At 43.7% G+C, this 18,691-nt stretch carries 10 protein-coding genes; 4 read left to right on the plus strand and 6 right to left on the minus strand.

Going from position 1 to position 18,691, the window contains the following annotated elements:
* Positions 1–164: 164 nt before the first annotated feature.
* From HOP45_RS00490 to HOP45_RS00510, 5 genes are all read right to left on the minus strand, one after another.
* On the minus strand, positions 165–1,985 hold the full coding sequence (locus HOP45_RS00490; RefSeq protein WP_181346836.1) for a hypothetical protein: 1,821 nt from the start codon (positions 1,983–1,985) through the stop codon (positions 165–167).
* Positions 1,978–3,063, minus strand: a complete 1,086-nt coding sequence (locus tag HOP45_RS00495; protein WP_181346837.1) for a bifunctional glycosyltransferase family 2/GtrA family protein — start codon at positions 3,061–3,063, stop codon at positions 1,978–1,980. The genes HOP45_RS00490 and HOP45_RS00495 overlap by 8 nt, the downstream gene beginning before the upstream one ends.
* A 1,024-nt stretch (positions 3,064–4,087) precedes the next feature.
* On the minus strand, positions 4,088–5,167 hold the full coding sequence (gene csaB, locus HOP45_RS00500; RefSeq protein WP_181346838.1) for a polysaccharide pyruvyl transferase CsaB: 1,080 nt from the start codon (positions 5,165–5,167) through the stop codon (positions 4,088–4,090).
* Positions 5,168–5,199: 32 nt separating this feature from the next.
* Positions 5,200–6,759, minus strand: a complete 1,560-nt coding sequence (locus tag HOP45_RS00505; RefSeq protein WP_181346839.1) for a putative polysaccharide biosynthesis protein — start codon at positions 6,757–6,759, stop codon at positions 5,200–5,202.
* A 156-nt stretch (positions 6,760–6,915) separates the two neighbouring features.
* Positions 6,916–8,892, minus strand: a complete 1,977-nt coding sequence (locus HOP45_RS00510; RefSeq protein ID WP_181346840.1) for an S-layer homology domain-containing protein — start codon at positions 8,890–8,892, stop codon at positions 6,916–6,918.
* 383 nt (positions 8,893–9,275) lie between these two features.
* Here HOP45_RS00510 and HOP45_RS00515 point away from each other — a divergent pair, with 383 nt between their 5' ends.
* The 4 genes from HOP45_RS00515 (at position 9,276) to HOP45_RS00530 (ending at position 17,607) form a co-directional block, all read left to right on the plus strand.
* Positions 9,276–10,862, plus strand: coding sequence for an N-acetylmuramoyl-L-alanine amidase (locus HOP45_RS00515; protein ID WP_181346841.1), 1,587 nt, complete (start codon positions 9,276–9,278; stop codon positions 10,860–10,862).
* Between the two features lie 71 nt (positions 10,863–10,933).
* On the plus strand, positions 10,934–12,592 hold the full coding sequence (locus HOP45_RS00520) for a S8 family peptidase (RefSeq protein WP_181346842.1): 1,659 nt from the start codon (positions 10,934–10,936) through the stop codon (positions 12,590–12,592).
* A 509-nt stretch (positions 12,593–13,101) separates the two neighbouring features.
* Positions 13,102–15,831: an S-layer homology domain-containing protein gene (locus HOP45_RS00525; RefSeq protein WP_181346843.1), complete on the plus strand. Its 2,730-nt coding sequence runs from the start codon at positions 13,102–13,104 to the stop codon at positions 15,829–15,831.
* 978 nt (positions 15,832–16,809) lie between these two features.
* Positions 16,810–17,607: a hypothetical protein gene (locus tag HOP45_RS00530; RefSeq protein ID WP_181346844.1), complete on the plus strand. Its 798-nt coding sequence runs from the start codon at positions 16,810–16,812 to the stop codon at positions 17,605–17,607.
* 359 nt (positions 17,608–17,966) lie between these two features.
* Here HOP45_RS00530 and HOP45_RS00535 read toward each other — a convergent pair whose 3' ends face one another.
* Entirely contained in the window at positions 17,967–18,638 is a 672-nt protein-coding gene (locus tag HOP45_RS00535) for a GntR family transcriptional regulator (protein WP_181346845.1), read from the minus strand.
* Positions 18,639–18,691: the final 53 nt, after the last annotated feature.

Below are 18,691 nucleotides of genomic sequence, written 5' to 3' on the forward strand. Positions count from 1 at the left end.
TGTTTAAATTTGTAAAATTTTATCGCATATAGAAACCCCCATTCAAGTGTGATCGGCTGAGCTGTAACTCTGCTAAAAATGGGCACTTGAAAGGGGGCACATAAAACTTTCACATGATTGGCTTATTAAGTTTAACATAATGGCTTGCCATTTACATGGTGAATTCAATCTGAATTGATCTGAGAACTAATCTGTCCTTCGTCGAGTTTATAGATGCCTTGCTCAAGATGCTGGGTTTCCAGACTCCCGGGCAGGCATGACTCCATACTGCTTGTTTCCCCGATCACCATGAGATAAGCTGATTTGTTCAAGTCTTCAGCGATTCTGGATTGGGTTTTATTAGTCTCGCAGTACGTATAAACGGCTTGGTTTTCGGCTAAGCGTTCATATTCGATAAGGTGCTTCAAATAATGGCGGTCTGATTCTCCGAGATCTTGAATGACCGTAAGACGATCCTCTTCTTCGACATTGCTTTCTCTTCTCAGTTCGGTATATAAATCCGCAACGGTACTGCGTACTTCTTTTTTATAATGGGAGGTATCAAAAAAGTCCTGAGCTTGCCCGGTTAACGGAAAAATTAATAGAATGCCTGCTAAGCTCGTGACAATTATATAACGAAATGCACGCTCCTGCTTATTCAAGATGTTGTCCCATTCTTTTATGACATAAAACATAAGCGCACCCACGAAAAAGATAGCAGCCGACGACTGATAACGGGGCATGCCTGCCAAATAAGCTGCTTCGTTTTGCGGCATTAAATACAGATAAAGAATGTACAGCATAACAATGTAAATCAAGTAGAACGCAAGGACGCTAATGAGTGCTATTATTATCCCTTTCGCCCGGCGTTTGTTCACCCATAACATGAAAACACTAGCGACTACAGCAATCGCAACAGTTATAAGCATGGTCTGTACCATATGAGAACTCACATCAAAGGCTGCGCTTAGTAAGTCTCGGGTCAATGTTTTGATGAATGCATCAGGCCTGTCCGGGGCACCGAAAGTATCACCGGTGACAGCAAAACGATTTGATTCATAGCTTGCCTCATACGCTTGTTGAGTGTAGCGTCCCCACAGAAAGTTCACGAGCAGGGGCAAGCCAATCAAACCAGCTGCCGATACAGCAGCATGTTTGAAAGAAACAGGGGCGTTGCGTTTGATCACCATGAAGATGAGTGCAATGATGACAATGGCAAAAAATAATTTTCCGCTGTCTTTTGTCAGCACAAGAAGGCTGAGGACAGGTGTGGTAACAGCCATCATCATCATGAGATTGTGCCGGGTCGCATAACCCACTAACAAGGCGGCTACTGCGATGTATCCGAGTACAGAGTCAACCATCAACGAATGGATCGTGTCTCCATTCATCCATAGAAGGGCAAGCACAACAGCGAACGACGCGATCACTGTACTTGGGCGTTTCCACGTCGCGAATACGAACAAGGTCGTTAAAGTGCCGGTGATTAGAATGGCTTGAGCGATGATTGCCATTGTTTCAGAAAAACCGACCAGCGTCACCATATAATAGATGAACAAAGCGGTGCCCGGAGGGTAATTCCGAAACGAAACGATGGTTGAATCGTCGGGTAACGCGTTCGCACCGACCATTTCTTTAACAATCAGTCCCCAATGGGTGAAGTTATCATAATGCATTAAAAAACTATCTTTGAAAAAGAAAGCAAAAAAAATACTCCCCGCTAAGAAAAACAGGGTAGCAGGTGTACAGAAGCTCACCCATGTATCCACCCGTCTTCCCCATTTCCATAGTGAGTAGACGAAGGCAGCCAACCCACCTGCAAAAATGACAAAAGCGATATGGGGCAATATATTCAACAGCCCTCCGATAAAGAGCAGAACAGCTGTCGTTGAAAAGAGCAGAATCGGAATGAGGGCCGTTTGAACTTTATACGTGCATCGAATGAAAAATCCATAACCGGCAAAGGACAAAAATACCAAGATAAATATGAAGATAACGTTATTCATACTGCACCTCTTTTACCGAACTTTGGTCAAACACCCAAGAGCGCTGCAGGTAGAAACTGAACAAGAATAAAAGTGAGTCTACGATTATTTTAATGATCACTTCGTGGCTGCCAATCATCTGATAAACGTAGTGAACGCCAGCCGATGAAGCGACCAAAATCAAGGTTGCGAGCGTATAGTAACGGACGAGCGTGCGTCTCGTGAACTTTTTTGATTTAAAGACAACATTCCGATTGACGAAATAGTTGAATAAGGACGACAAAATTCTAGCTAGAATGGTTGCAATCACAATAAAGGCGCCGGGAGCAACTGTCTTTAACAGTGCCGAGAATAAGGAAAACAAGCCGACATCCAGTATAAAGGACGCTCCTGACGATAATATAAAACGAAAAAAGACATAATAGATTTTGATGGAATCCACGACCGGGTTGAAGTGAGAAGATTTATTTTCATCAATGTAAATCGTATCGATCTTCACTTCCTCTATAGATCGGTTGTACGTTTTGCAGGCTAAAATCATGCGCATCTCAAATTCATACCGATCGCCCTCGACCTCAAGCAGCTCCTGAGTAAACGACGTCGGAACACCGCGCAGTCCGGTCTGAGTGTCCGTGACATTCATCCCAGATGTAAACCGCAGAACTTTTTTCGTTAAGTTGTTGCCGAATCGGCTTCGGTAGGGAATGTCTTCTCCGGAAAAATCCCGCACCCCAAGCACCAGTTTATACGGCTGCTTAATAAGCGCTTCTGCGACAGCCTGAATATCCTTCGGGCTATGCTGCCCATCAGCATCTGCCGTCACAACCCCGGTCCCTTCAGGAAAGTTGCGATAATAATACGAGAAGGCGGTTTTTAAGGCGCGTCCCTTCCCGAAATTTTCGGAATGGTGAAGCACGACACACTTGGCCTGTTCCGTCAAACGTCTGAATAACGGATTATACGCCTCATCACTCCCATCATTGACGACAATCAATTCATGGAAATGATAAGGTGCCAAATCACTGATTAATGTTTCAAGATTGTGATCCGGATTATATGCAGGAATGACGACTGAGACATTCTGATTAAGGTTAGTCATGATATTACCAACTTTCGAAAGTAGGATAAGATTAGGCTAAGTAGATTCATGTGTCTCTCTACATCATTCGATTGAACACGTTTGTTTTTGCCCCCCTGTACCCTACTTATTATGGGTATGTAGCGTAAGTTTTATAATCGTTCTACCTGTTTTCTTCTATTGGGATTCTCCCTACCTCCCTTTATCCACTCGTGCCTGCAATGAAACTAGCTTCATTAGAAGGGGGAGTAGTGGCTTGTATGTGGCTGGAATTAGCTTATAAAGCTCTCCCGACGGATCGTAAATTTGCCCAGGCTTATAACCTGTTCGATTCGGCATGAAAAATTCAGCACCTGGCACGAGCCCGGTGCTGAGCGAATACGGCATGAATCCTCCCCGCTTCGGCTCATATCCTCCCTGCGCGCTCACATGTGACTTGAATGCTGGTCAGGTCGGCACGTATCGCTCACATGTCAGCTTATAAGTGGCTTCGTTAGGCTCGTAAACTCCCACCGCGGCGAGGGGTGTTCATATCAGAGAGTGGCTTGGAATGTAAAGAGAGCAGCGAGGCTTGTATCTGCGTGGAATTAGCGTATAAAGTTCCCCCTCCGGATCGTAAATATGCCCAGGCTTATAACCTGTTTGATTTGGCATGAAAATTCAGCACACGGCATGGTTTTTCTCCCAACTGGCACGGTGCTGAGCCAATACGGCATGAAGCCTCCCTGATCCGGCTCATATCCTCCGTGCGCACTCGCGTGTGGCTTAAATGTTGGCCGAGTCGGCACGTATCGCACACATTTCAGCTTATATCTGGCTCCGTTAGAATCGTAAAATCACTGCGGGGAGGTATTTTTTTATTACAGGGAGTGACTTGGATTATAAGGGGGGAAGCGTGGCTTGTATTTACACAGGTTCGGCTTATAACCTCTTCACCCGGCTCGTATGATCATCATCAGGTCCAGGCTCTCTTGCCAAGTGAAACGCTTGCCATAGAAAGAACTTAGTCTAGCGCATCGACGCAAAAACTGACACGAACAGATAGTTATCCATTCGTGTCAGTTTTGCTTCTCAGCTCACGTATCAAATTGTCCATAGCTTGATGAGCTTGATGCCTGTAGGCTTGAACCAGTTGCCCATATGCGTGGTGCGAGCGGTTACGCAGCATATGCTCAATGGTGGCGGTCAATGTGTCACTGTTCCAATCATCTCGCGCTACATGACCAGCCACGACTTGCTTGCACAAGGCCGCGAAGGAGTCGATTTTCGGGTCATACGACAAGGCGACAAATGGTACCGTGCTGATCGCTGCGAAAATCAAGGCATGAAGGCGCATGCCGATCATGAGTTTTGCCCCCTGGATGACGGCCATTTTTTCCTCGGGTTCCGTTGAAGGGGGGAGGGTCTGGCTGGTTTCATCCATAAGAGATGCTACGGCCGCCGAAGCGTTCTGATCATGTTTCCCGTGCATCGGGACGAAGACGATCGTGTATCCCTGCCTGACAAGGGCGTCCAGGCTTTTGGCAAGGTGGTGGTGAAACCGTGTCTCGTCTTGCCACTCGCGTACACTCACGGCGATTATAGGCGACTTAAAGTTTGACGACAGACTGGAAGCCTCCGGTGGGTAAACGCCCATGACAGGGTCAGGCACGACTGAAACCGGTCGGGCAGTTCCTAAGCGATGTAAGAGATCTTTTGATTCACCATCACGGACGCTGATGTGGGTGGTTCGCTTTAACGCATGCTTCACCAAATGCTTGGAAAGGCGATAATGGAGCGGACCGATCCCTTGCGCAAAGACAAACACCGGGAGCTTCATCCAACGGGCGAGGGTCATGAGTCCTGTGTAGTAAACAATAGATTTCCGACCAGTGGCATCCTGCAACAAACTTCCGCCCCCGCTGATTAATCCATCTGCTTCTTTCATGACGCGCATGACTGCCTTCAAATCCCAGCGGTTGACGGACGCCACATCATGCGTTTGTGTGGTATGGATCATGTCGTGGGATAACACTGTGATACGGATATGGGGCTCGCGGGCTCTTAATTGATGAATCATGGCGGAGAGGATGGCTTCGTCTCCTGTATTTTGAAAGCCAAAATATCCTGACAAAATGACGTGCACGCATTTCACTTCCTTTGTAAATGTACTGGCGTTTATCGGATGTATTTTCCGAAGATGGGTAATTGCTGTAACGTTTGGCGGTCAATAGCTTTCATGATATAGAGGGAGCCGCTGTATAGGATTGCTCCGACTATCATTGCCCCGGCCACATAAAGAAAGGACGCGCCTCGACTCCAATGCGCCATGGAAAAATAAAGGGTAGGCAGGCCAACAACGGCTCCCATGATGAGCGAGGAGGCGATGGTTTTGAGATGCGCTGATTCAATGATACGAAACCGAATCTGGCGCAGCAGGTAGACCCCATTCCCTGCCGCTAACAGCATATAAACGAGCAGCGTGGCCAGGCCGGCTCCTGCGATTCCCATCTCAACCACTAGCCACAGATTCAACCCTGCTTTGATCACAACTCCGCCTAGAATAATCCAGGCGGCCTGCTTAGCGAAGTCTATCCCTTGCAGAACCCCTGTGCTCACAATCGTAAGGGATGTAAAGACCGAGCTTGCTCCCAGGATGGCGATAACGAGGCTGCCCTCCGCATTCGTGAATAAAGCCACGTTTAACGGGATGGCTAGCGCGAACAGCCCCGCGGCGGCTGGCCAGGAAATCAAATGGGTAAGCCGTTGTGTCTGCTCGATAATCGCGACCATCTCAGTTCGGTCATGTTCCTGCTTTTTTGCCGTCAATAAGGGGACGAGCGGCAGAATGATGGACGTCGCGAAGACGGTAGCAATTTGCACAAGGGATAACCCTCGTCCGTATATACCGTATTGGTAAGCAGTCGAGACCGTTGGATCAGCACCAAGCTGGCTTAAACTCAGCGGGATGGTGAGCGAATCGACAAGGTTTAACAAGGCCATTGTGATGGTGCCGACTGCAATCGGAATCGAAATGCGTAAAATCAGTCGGCTCCACGTTTTGAAATGCTGGAGTGAATAGCGTTCCGTGGCCTGGATGTGATGGGGCGACCGTATGTATTTAATCCGCAAATAAACAAGGGAGGCAAGCACGCCTGCAACAGAGCCGACCATTACGCCGCCTGCTACCATGTCATTTGAAAATTGATAAGATGTCAGCACATACGCGAGTACGATAATGAGTCCAGCCCGAACGAATTGTTCGATCACCTGGGATAAAGCGGTCGGGCGCATATCCTCGAAACCTTGGAAATACCCCCGGTAAACAGCCATGTAAGGCGCCACCAATAAGCTCGTTGCCACGATTAAGAGCGCCGGAAGGGTTTCCTCCCCGCCTAGCAAACTGCTGATCGGTTTCGAAAACAGGGAGATCAGAGAGAAACTGAGTACGCCGAACAATAAGCCTAGCCAACTCGCCGTTATGTAAATGTGCCGGATTCGGGTGGTGTCTCTTGCTACGCGCGCTTCGGAAATCAATTTCGAAATGGCGATGGGAATTCCGGCGACCGATAATATTAGGGTCACCATATAAACGGGATACACTAGGGAGAAAATACCGAGTACTTCATCTCCTGCGATATTTTGCAATGGGATGCGGAACAAGCTGCCCAGCAATTTGGAAACCAGCGTTGCCAGGGTTAGGATGAATGTACTTTTGATTAAGGTGGAATGGCTCATTCAGAATCCCTTCAATGCGTTAAGTTATGGTAGATTTACTCATCCTAATATAACATAAAGCCAAAGCAGCCATATAGAAGAGCATACGGGATAAGGAAAAAAACGATCAAAATAGAGGAGGCACCGTATAGGGCGCCTCCTCTAAGCAAGTTACTATTATTTTGCGATCGACAGCTTATCCATGTTGGTTCCATAGTAAGAGTCGCCGTGACTGTACACGTGAGCTTTTCCAAGGTCGATTACGTCAACGACCCACTCATCATTTTGATCTTGGTAAACATTGATATTTTTCGGTGCCACTTCGTACCAGGTACCTTCACTGTCCGTTTCAATGGTATCGAGAATCTGCACATTCGACCCTGTCCTGTCCAACGAGTAAAGTTTGTTGGAAGCAGTGGCTGTTGCAGATGCGCGCACATTCGTGTTTGACTTGAGTGTTTTTGCCAAGTCGTATTGTCCGAGTTCTGGGGTAGAACCGTACTGATCGCTTAAGTATTCGTCAGCACGATACATATGGCCGGCAATTTTTTGCCCCCAGTACACATCTGAAGCGTATTTTACATTCATGCCGGTACTCTTGTTACCGAGATGAGCGCCATAGGATTTCCAGGTGTTTTCAAAATATCCTGGTACGATAAACTGCTCGGCGGCAGCTAAGATGCCTTCTTCAAAGCTTTCATATTCCCAGGCATCTTCGTAAGGGTTGCCATCATTGGCACCGATGCCAAACAGATTGTTCTTATCTTGAGCAATTTTACTTTTACCCCAATTACTTTCATGGATCGCATGAGCCAGCAAGTAAAGGGCGTTGGTGCCGTGTTGTTGTTCTGCTTTCTTGAAGTCATCACCAGTACCTACTAACGGGCTGTTCGGTTGTTCACTTTGAATGAATTCATCTAGCTGATCCCCAGTGTAAGAGGTTTCGGTGTAAAGGGGCATTTGGTTAAAGTACTGATAGGCTTCGCCCGCTTTGTTCCCATTGTTATTAAAGAACGTATGGCCGTTTTCGCTGTAATACTTTCGATCTGATTTTAAGAACGACGGCGCTTTCCCGTACTGATAAACGGCCGCTGATTCAGTGATTGGGTTGTAAATGCGATGGTAGAGATCGCCATTATCGACATAGTAGTGTGAGCGATCTTTTTCCATATGATCCGGCACAAGGTTGACTTTGCTTAGTCTAACGTAACCTTCCGTATCGTTAAGGCGGACTTGAGCCCAATCTTCTCCGATATCGAGTAACTTTAATTCAACACCTGACGTCATGTATGTCGGGGCTGTACTGAAATTCTTGGTGTTATAGAGGTTCGTGAAGGCATTAGACACGCCTTTTCCGTTGTTGATCCACACAATGTTATTCCCCTTCAGCACGACCTGCTCGCCTGAAGCGTTTTGGACTGCTTTATCATAAGTGTCATATCTTCCGTGGATAACAGGGTCTTTCTCTTCGGAAATCGAAGCCACACTGTAAGGATGATCTTCCTCTGGAGGATCAAGTACAGTCAGAAGTCTGTTGATAACCGCTGCTGTTTCTCCGCGAGTGGTATTATCCTTAGGTGCAAAATACAATTTGCCATCGATCTTCTTCCCGTTAATGACTTCAAGCGAGGTCAATCGTTTAACAGCTTCAACTGCATAGGATCCGATTTTGTTCCGGTCTTCGAACTGATATGTACTGTCTTTACTGCTGACGACACCTTTGAGCTCAGCTGCATTCATCATGATCATCGCCATATCCTGACGTTCTATTTTGCCCTCTGGCTGGAACGTTCCATCCGGGTAACCGTCAATGACGCCTTCTTCACTCGCAGCAACAACATAAGGGTAGTACCACCTTTCAGGCGAAACGTCTGAATACTGGTTGTCTTCAGATGAGGCGATCTCCCCAACACTTTCCTCCGATAACTGAAGATCCAGAGCACGTACTACGAACGTTGTGAATTGGGCACGCGTGACATTATTTTCTGGCCTGAACGTCCCGTCATTGAAGCCCTCCATTATGTCGGCTTCAATCAATGCCCGCATGTCTTCCTCAAAAGGTGAACCCGAAATATCGTCCTTAGCATGGGCCGAGGGAATCGCGTACGAGATTGATAGCAATAGCCCCAAACATAATATGATTAATTTTTTCATGTAAAAACTTTCCTCCCCTGTAAATTTTATTCGTCACTATTAATCTAACAAAAATTATATCGTCTGAATAGCAGCAATTCTTCAGTCTTTGTTGAATAATTGAAAAGAATGTCTTAATTTGATGGCAATTTTCAGGGGAAAAAGGCAATATTATTCCCTGTTCGATCAATAATCAAACTAGATTTGTATATTTTATCGATTGGAAAATAGTAGGTTAGTAGGATAAAAATTTTCTTAGGCTTGACGATATAATAAGAAACTATATGATGGTGGTACTTACAAATTTCGCCAAAGAAAGAAGGGATAGAGCGAGAAATGATGTAAGAAGTCGTATGATAAATGTAGGTCGCTTAAGGTAATAAGAAAAAAGGAGCACGAGAATGATGCTTAAGAAAATGACGAGTCTACTGCTGGCTGCCCTTTTTGTTTTAACCCTTTCACTGCCCCAGTTTAGTGAAACAGCGTCGGCAGCGCAAGTTCAGATGCCGGCAGAATATGAGGCAGAAATCAGTTATTTAGTGGACCGGAATATTGTAGAGGGCTATCCAGATGGACTCTTCCACGGCGGTAAAGGGGTCACACGTGAACAAGCGGCTGTGATGGTAGGGCGTGCAATTGATTTGAACGGCGCCAAACAAAATACCAAGTTTCCCGATGTTGACCGCAGTTCATATGCTTCCGGGTTCATCCAGTCTGCTGTCAATAACGGCGTGATTACAGGCTTTCCGGATGGTACATATAAACCTAATAAGGTCATGACAAGAAGTGAAATGGCCTACTTAATTTCGAAGGCTTTTGATCTTAAAGAAACGAGCAATGTCTCGTATAATGACGTCACTCAATCGAAAAACTATTTTGCCTCAGTGAATAAATTGACAACGGCGGGCATCGCAGAGGGCATGCCTGGGGGTTACTTCAAGCCGAAGAATAAAATTACACGCACCCAGCTAGCTTTGTTTGTTGCCCGCAGTATGAATTCAGATTTCAAAGTGTCCCAGGATGATGACGAAAATTTGGAAGTCATCGATGAAAAGGTCGTAAATGCCGATATACTGAATGTACGATCTGGCCCGAGTACGGGTTATCAAATCGTCGGAAAACTGAAAGACGGCGAATCGGTTGATATTTATAAGAGAGAAGGGAACTGGGCTTACATCACCAACGGAAATGTAAAAGGCTACGTCCATACAGCCTATTTGGTCGATAAAAAAGGTCCGGAAGTCATCGATCGCAAAGTCGTTTCCGCTACGTCTTTGAACGTCCGGTCTGGTCCGGGGACGAACCACGGCATTATCGGAAGTTTGAAGACGGGCGAATCGGTTGATATTTACAAGAAAGAAGGCAATTGGGCTTATATTGCTTACGGCAATACAAAAGGCTATGTCTCGATGTATTATTTAATAGACAAACCGAATACATCTAAAATTGTGACACTTGACCCCGGGCATGGCGGACATGATCCAGGAGCACGCGGCCATGGCTTGGTAGAGAAGAACGTTGTCCTGGACGTAGGGTTGAAAGCCAGGAAATACCTAAAAAATGCTGGCATTAAAGTGCGCATGACACGTGATACCGACCGTTTCCACTCGCTCGACCGTCGTGTCGATATTGCTAAACAAAACAACTCTGACACATTTGTCAGCATCCATGCTAATGCATTCATGGAAAGTGCAAATGGTGTGGAAACCTATTATTACGCTGCTGGGTTAACCAATCGTGAGTACAGCAGCCTTAAGCTGGCAGAATTTATTAACGAGCGCTTGTACAAAGAAATGAATATGTCAAATCGCGGCGTCAAAAATTCCGGGTTCCGCGTCATCAAAGCGAATTCGTTACCAGCTGTCTTAACAGAGATTGGCTTTGTAACGAATAACGGCGACGCAGCAAAGCTTAAAACACAAAAATATCGTGAAAAAGCTGGCAAAGCCATTGCGCTTGGGATCGTCGATTATTACAATTGGAAAGAATAGGTTATAAATAGAAGCGAACATGCGTGTTCGCTTCTTTTATTACATGTCGAATTTTTTAAGGGGAGATTGATGTGAAAAGGTTGGGTATGATTTGGGTGGGAATCCTGTCAGTGCTTTGTTTGCTGGGGGCACCACATGTGTCGGCAGAGGATAATCAAACCGCGGGGAAACGGATGATTATCGGTTTTGAAGATTCTGTGGATGAGGCATTGTTAGAGGATATGGATATCAAGCGTCATCATACATATGAAGAACTAAATGCGGTCTCAGTCACCCTAACGAACAGTCAAGCGGATCAGCTGCGCTCTAACTCGAACGTTGCATGGGCTGAGAATGACCAAAAAGTACAAACGAGCAAGCAAAAAATCGGCTGGGGCTATAACACCTTAGATGTCAGTCAATCAACGGAATGGGATTTAACGGGCGAAGGCACAGATATAGCCATCATCGATACAGGAATTGACGCGGACCACCCTGATTTAAAGGTGGAAGGCGGCATCAACCTCGTCGAGAAAGGGGATTCCTGGGATGATGACAACGGTCATGGCACACATGTCGCAGGTGTGATTGGTGCGCAACACAATAATATCGGCACGTTAGGCGTCGCTCCAAAAGCCAACCTTTATGCTGCCAAAGCGTTGGACGAAGAAGGAGACGGCTGGGAAGGCGAGATCATTGCCGCAGTTGATTGGGCGATCGAAGAAGAGATGGATATCATCAACCTTAGTCTCACATCCTGTCAATCATCGACAGGCATGAAGACGGTTCTTGATCGTGCAGAAGAAGAAGGCATTACAGTGGTCGCAGCATCGGGCAACGGCATATTGTGCGACGGTGAATACTTAGACGATGTCATGTATCCCGCCCGTTATTCCAATGTCGCAAGCGTCGGAGCGGTGGATCGAGATCAAAGCCGCGCCGTATTTTCCTACGGAGGAGATTCGCTTGATTTCACAGCTCCGGGCACCCAAATATACAGCACGTATATTACAACCGAGGACCACCCTGACGGTTACAAATCGATGAACGGCACATCAATGGCTGCCCCTTACGTGAGCGGTGTATTCGCTTTGCTGAAACAGGCTTATCCTCACGATAGTGCGAAGAAATTAGAAAATCGCATGATTAACCATACGATCGATTTAGGCGAAGATGGGAAGGACTTTGACTATGGCCATGGACTCGTTCAGGCACCCAAGCATCCTTTCAGTGATATTAAACCTAAAGCGTGGTATTATCCGCATGTACGGGACTTGTATAACCAGGATATAGTAAACGGATTTGCAAATGGTACATACAAGCCCCTCGGTGACATAACCCGCGAACAGGTCGTCACCATGATCGGCCGCGCGCTTGGATTAGACGGAGAAAAGCGAGACACGCCATTTCCAGATGTAGATGAGGATGCCTTCAGCTCCGGCTATATTACTTCAGCCGTTGAAGCAGGAATCATCGAAGGACACCCGGATGGCTCATTCGGTCCTAAACAAAAAATTAAACGGCAGGACGTTGCCGTCATCATACACCGTGCCTTCGATTTCAATCCTGATACGAAAAAGACGTTTTCTGATGTGAACAAAGGAAGGTATTATTATGACGCCGTGACTACCTTGGCTGGAGCTGGTGTCATTAATGGTTACCCTAGTGGATTATTTGAACCTAATCAGGATATTTTACGAGCTGAACTTTCCGGAGTATTAGCTAAGGGCTTAGCGAAATCAAATCAATAAGATGAAAAAAACACCGTTCATTAAGCGATGAGCGGTGTTTTTTTATGTCCCCTTGCATATGGAATAATTCTAGTAAAATCAGCATGTACATGTAAGTTTGAGGTCCTTTAGTCCTTTAAATAGCAATAAAACACAAATTAATTACAAAATTAGGCATAAATTTAATCGGAATTAACTTAACAATATACTAATATTTTCCGATAAGTCATTTATGAGGGGAATATAAGGAGGGAATAATGGCGTAGGAAATTTTTCTGTCAAAACCTGTTGAAATATTATTGTAATTCTGTATCATAGAAATGAAAGGAATTTTAATCCAACATACATATATTTATCCAATTTATTGGGTTTTAAGACTAGTAAAACAACATAGATACGCAACATCTATGTCATGTTCGGGTTGAATTGCTTATGGAATCTACTAATCTTGCTATTATAGCCAGGCTATTTATTGAGTCGCTTAAATTTACAAGATTGGTTGAAATATCTATTAGGAGGAAATTAATTTTATGGGTTACCAACCGAAATCAAATCGCAAGTTTTACGCTTCTGCTTTAACAACAGCAATGGTGGCTTCAGCAGTAGCACCTGCAGTTGTTTCAGCGGATTCAAATTTCGATGATGTTCATCAAGACGATTACTATTATGAAGCAGTTAACTATCTAGCAAACGAAGGCGTACTAGAAGGACCTGGAGATGGAAGCTTCTATCCGAATGACAACATTGAGCGCAATGCGGCAGCGCAAACGCTTATGAAAGCACAAGGACTAGATGCTGACGGTTCTGAGGACTTTCCTGATGTAGATCCTGACGATTGGTTCTATGAAGCTGTCGTATCTACATCTCCTGAAATCTTCGAAGGAGACGCGGACGGCGAATTCAAACCATTTGATAACCTTTCTCGTCAAGAAGCAGCTGCTATCCTAGTGCGTGCCTACGATTTAGAGGGCGGTGATGACCACCCATTCACAGACGTAGACACATGGGCGAACGACGTGATCGCAGTGGCTTACCACAACGGCATTATTAAAGGTGAAGGCAACAATCAGTTCGCTCCAAAAGACAACGTAACACGCGCTGAATTCGCGACTATGGTCTATCGCGCTGAGCTTGGCCCAGTTAAAGAAGTAAGCTCACTAGAAGATATTACAGTGATGGAAGGCGGGGAAGTTACACTTCCTGAGACTGTCGAAGTAACGTACTCTAATGATCATACAGCTAATGTTCCTGTTGAATGGAATACAGTTGATCTAGATACAGACACGGCAGGCACATACACGCTTGAAGGTTCTATCGAAGGCACTGATAAAACAGCCACAGTGGATGTTGTTGTTGAATCTGCTGTACCAGAGGTTGAAAGTGTAAGTGCGATTAACAATAATGACTTAACTGCTACTATCAGTGGTTCAGTGAACAGTGCGGATAAAGTTACAGTTAGCCTTGATGGAGAAAACCATGTTGAAGCGGATTTGGATGAAGAGGGTAACTTCACATTCACCACAGATAGCCTTGAGCCTGGCGACTATACTGCAACTGTAGTAGCTCACCAAGGGGAAGAGACAGTTGAAGAAACTGTTGACTTTACTGTTGGGCTAGAAGTTAACTCAGTCTCTGCTTCTACACTAGCAGTAGATGAAGATACTGATGAGCAGTTCCTAGGAGTGGGCATTAACGGGTCAAACAATAACATTGATGTGGAAACTTTAGTTGACTCTGGATACGAAGTAGAGTTTCAATCAACAAATACTGACGTATTGGAAGATGCCTCAACAGGTGAACTGGACGAAGCTGAACTAACAGCTGGTGAGTCCTTCGAATACAAAGTTGTATTAACAAAAGATGATGTAACAGTTGAGTCGGATCTTACAGAAGTTAACATTGAAAGCTATGCTTCAAGCGTAACTAGTGTATCTGATTTTGATTTGTTATTTAATAATGATGTAGTGAACGAAAGCGGAGTTATTTCAGTAACAGACTCAAGCGTCTCTTTAGATAACTTTGATGTTACTTACAAGAATGGTGATGAAGCAGAAATCAAGGGAGATAACTCACAAGTAGACTTTTCTTCTTCTGACGAAAGTGTTGCTCTGATCGATGACAATGGTAACATTACTCCTGTTTCGTCTGGGGGAGTAACATTTACAATTGAAGCCGGTGACGTTGAAAAAACAGTAACCGTAACGGTTTCTGGTGAAGAGCGTACAGCCTCTTCTGCCGACCTCAGTAAAGAAATGATTGGACTAGTTAGCTCTGTTGAAGACACATTTGAATTAACAGTTAAAGACCAATTTGGCGACGCGGTTAAAGGGTTCGATGCCCAAATTGCTGACGTTCAAAACAAAGATGAAGAGGACATCCTTGCTGTAACAGATGCAGGTAACACGGATACAGAAGGTAAAACTACCGTAACGGTTAAAGCTGATGCAGCAAATGAGGGTACTGGTACGCTTGATGTGGAAAACGCTGATGGTGATGTGCTTGGAAGTATCGATGTAACAGTTGATGCCGATACAGAAGTCGCTGAGCGTAAACTAGAGTTAGATTCAGATTCTGATGATAAAACACTAGACTTGAATCCACTAGACTCAGATAACGAAGTTTCTTTGGTACTTAATGAGTACAATGAATCTGGGCTCAAAATCGGGGGTTATGATTTCGCGGCTGGTGACTATACTTATGAGTCTTCTGATGATGATGTAATTACTGTAGGAGATAATGATGAAGCTAATGGTCTCCTAGATGTGACTGCAGTTTCAGAAGGTACTGCTAAAGTACTGGTTAAAGAGGGGTCTGTTGTACGACATGAAGTAGAAGTAAATGTAGAAGACACTACTCCTTCAGTTTCAAGTGCTTCTTTCCAAGAAGGAATTGAGATTACTTCTGCAGGCACTCTAAATCTTGAAGAAGACATTTTAGATAATGTGGGTCTTTCTGGAGAAGGTACAGTAGCTTATGAAGTATCTAGCGGGGATGTCGTAGCTTATATCGACGTTAACGAAGATGATGCCTATGTTGAAGCTGATGATGTTAATCTTGGTACAATTGATGTTCTATCCAACGACTTCGACACTGCACAATTTGCACCAAACGGTGACGATATTGAATTAGCTAAAGATTATGATAGTGCTACAATTACTGACTTTGCGGTAGATGATGAAGGTACAGTTGTAGTTAGACTTACTGCTGAAGGTGACACTAACGCTAAAGCGGTTAGATCTATCAATGTGGATGTTGAATAATTATTGGTTTAATTGAACTTCGGGCCCCCCACACTACGTTAGTGAGGTTAAGGACCTGAGTTTAAAAGGAAGTCTCGTATGAGGGGAAACTCTTGTACGTGGCTTCTTTTTTATTTAAATTACCGAAGTGGATAGAATTTAGTCATTCAACGCAAGAGTGACTATCTAAACTTTGAACAAAAATCCTCTCAGCATCAAAAATTAAATAGGACTAAACATAAGGTTCGTATCTATCGACGTTAGTCTGATTTTGTAGGTTGATAGCGAAACAAAGAAAAACATGGAAATTGTTATAGAACTGCCCTTCTTAACGTACCATTCACTCTTTCTACATAAAGTTTTGACAAGGTAAACGTTAAGAAAGAATGAATGTCGAAGGACTGTAGAAAATTCTGAACCTCTTTGGATTTTAAGACCTTCAACTTGTCTTGAACAGATATGTCCTCAAACCGATTCGCTCTACTTCTTTGTTTTGAAAAAGACGGGAAGTGTAGGTAATCAGTATTTAATAGAGAGTTGAAAGTAGCTGCAGAAAAAGCAGTGATCGAGAAACATGTGACCAGTCACATTCCTCGCCACTCTTTCGCAAGCTACTTAGTGAAACAAGATACGCACATTGCTGTAATTTAACAATTGCTTGAACATGCGAGTGTAAAAACAACATCTGTTTATATGCACGTTCTGCAAGATGATTTGAAAGATGCCATTAATCAACTGAATTACAAGGGAGGTTCAACCATGCCAGAATCATCCTTCTATAATGATGAGATACAAAAAATTTTTTCCAATAATTATTAGAATCTTCTGTTAAAATATTTATAAAGAAATTATAGATGGGGTGGTAATATCGCATGGTCTGAATGATGGTATGTATTTGGCTTTAATATTTAGTGAATAATTAATAATAGGAAAGGATGAAAAGAGTTCAATATCTTTAAATATCAAGGGCAAGAAGAAGATCATTATACTCATGTACTTATGTCTATTTTAGATTTGCACAAAGACGAGATTCTTGAAGATTTTCTAAAAGCTTTGTTACCAAAACAAAGTAAGTACTTAGTCTTTGACAACCTGCTAGTTAAAACAAGGAAAAGAGGATGTCCCCAAGGCAACAAAGAGTATCAATTTGTAATTGGAATTGCGCCATATAAACGTGGAATAATGGAAAAAAGCTCTTATGAAGATAACAGGGGTTCTATACCAGATGCGTGGGTATGTGGCAGAAATTTCAACTTATTGTTTGAATTTAAAATCAGAGGTACACTCGACGAAGCACAAATTGCAGCACACAAAAAGATCTTTAATAATGAGTGCAATATTATACGTTTACAGTGGTCTCAAGTGGTAAGGGCGCTGGATAAACTGAAAACTGATAATCAATTGATTACCTTTTTAATAGAGGAGTATTTAAAGGTAACAGTAAATTTTAAGTCAAAACGCAATGCTTCTGGTATGCCTAAAGAAATTATTAGCGCGCGAAAAAAAGAAAAGGAGATGCATTTTATTATCACAGGAAGCAGAAAGGTAAAACCTTACACAGTTCATAGAGTAATTGAAAGTAATAAAGTCATAGTAAATGACAACCTTGGAGGAATACAAGAAGCTCGAAGATGGATTGCAGAATATGTGCTACAAAATAAAAACAGTTTGCCCCTTACCTATGAAGGAATGAAAACGGTTGTTACTGATTACTGTGTAGTACCGGGAAGCGCAGAAAAAAATAATGCATGGAATCAATGGAGATTAGGAGCGTATATTCGAGAAGATAATAATTGATAATACAACATCGTTGACAATAGACTCACGAAATAGAACGGAAGGACTTAATTAGAGATAACGACCGGTTTTATGACTTCAGATATAATACCGGCGATTATCGTGTCATACTATATACGCTGAAAAGAATGTAAAACATAATGCTTTAAAAGACGCATTGTATACCTTATATAACTTTCAAAATAAAAATCAAAGAATAAAACCGATGCTTAGCCAACGGATGGCTAAGCCTTTTTAATATTCTAATATTTTTTTAAACATTAATAGTAGATAAATTTTGCAATGTGAGAAAAGATCACTCATTTTATTTCCTATGCAATTATCTAACTGATTTAGTGTGCTGGAAATACTTCCATTGCTCATTGAACTTCTTCAGTCCCAGAATACTGTCGATCAATATCCACAATATGTTTAAAGACTTGATCCCGGCCGTGATAGATGTGTTCATGCATCGCTACACGCGCACGTTCCAAGTCCTGCTCCTCAATAGCTTTGAGTATCGTCTTATGAACCTCGAGAGAATGCCGCAGTTGTTCTTCATCAAACCAATAAAACGAGCGGAAAATTAAAGGCACTACAACCACTTTAGAGATATGGGAATGAACGTGTTGGTTTTGTGATGCTCTTATGACAGCATCGTGGAAACGGTGGTTTAAATCGAGTATTTCTTCGATGGTTGTCTTCCCTGTATCGAAATAATCAACGATGGCGGCTTCATACTTATCGTTGGATACGTTCATCTCCTGCAAGTCAAATTCCGTTCGATTCATGGCTGCTTGAGCAGCAGCGTACCCTTCCAAAAGTGTGCGCAGATCGTATATTTCGTGAATGTCCTTTTTGGTAAAGTGGCGGACACGAACGCCTCGTTTCATTGAAACGATGAGACCTTCAGCTTCCAACTGTTTCAAGGCTTCCCTTATCGGGGTTCTGCTGATCTGGAGTTTGTTTGCTAAGTATTCTTCGGTAAGGCGCATTTTGGGAGCGAACTCACCATGTAAGATGGCATGTTTGATATATTTATAGGCACTCATGTTTTCACCTCTTTTACTCATTTTATATAAACATAGGGTAAACATCAAATGGT

Source organism: Thalassobacillus sp. CUG 92003 (genome assembly GCF_013618635.1).
Classification (GTDB): Bacteria; Bacillota; Bacilli; order Bacillales; family Halobacillaceae; genus CUG-92003.

Excerpts from the sequence above, each read along its gene's own strand:
- HOP45_RS00510 (WP_181346840.1), bottom strand. The coding sequence starts at position 8,892 with ATGAAAAAATTAATCATATTATGTTTGGGGCTATTGCTATCAATCTCG.
- HOP45_RS00525 (WP_181346843.1), top strand. The coding sequence starts at position 13,102 with ATGGGTTACCAACCGAAATCAAATCGCAAGTTTTACGCTTCTGCTTTA.
- HOP45_RS00535 (WP_181346845.1), bottom strand. The coding sequence starts at position 18,638 with ATGAGTGCCTATAAATATATCAAACATGCCATCTTACATGGTGAGTTC.
- HOP45_RS00515 (WP_181346841.1), top strand. The coding sequence starts at position 9,276 with ATGCTTAAGAAAATGACGAGTCTACTGCTGGCTGCCCTTTTTGTTTTA.
- HOP45_RS00505 (WP_181346839.1), bottom strand. The coding sequence starts at position 6,759 with ATGAGCCATTCCACCTTAATCAAAAGTACATTCATCCTAACCCTGGCA.
- HOP45_RS00490 (WP_181346836.1), bottom strand. The coding sequence starts at position 1,985 with ATGAATAACGTTATCTTCATATTTATCTTGGTATTTTTGTCCTTTGCC.
- HOP45_RS00495 (WP_181346837.1), bottom strand. The coding sequence starts at position 3,063 with ATGACTAACCTTAATCAGAATGTCTCAGTCGTCATTCCTGCATATAAT.
- HOP45_RS00530 (WP_181346844.1), top strand. The coding sequence starts at position 16,810 with ATGTCTATTTTAGATTTGCACAAAGACGAGATTCTTGAAGATTTTCTA.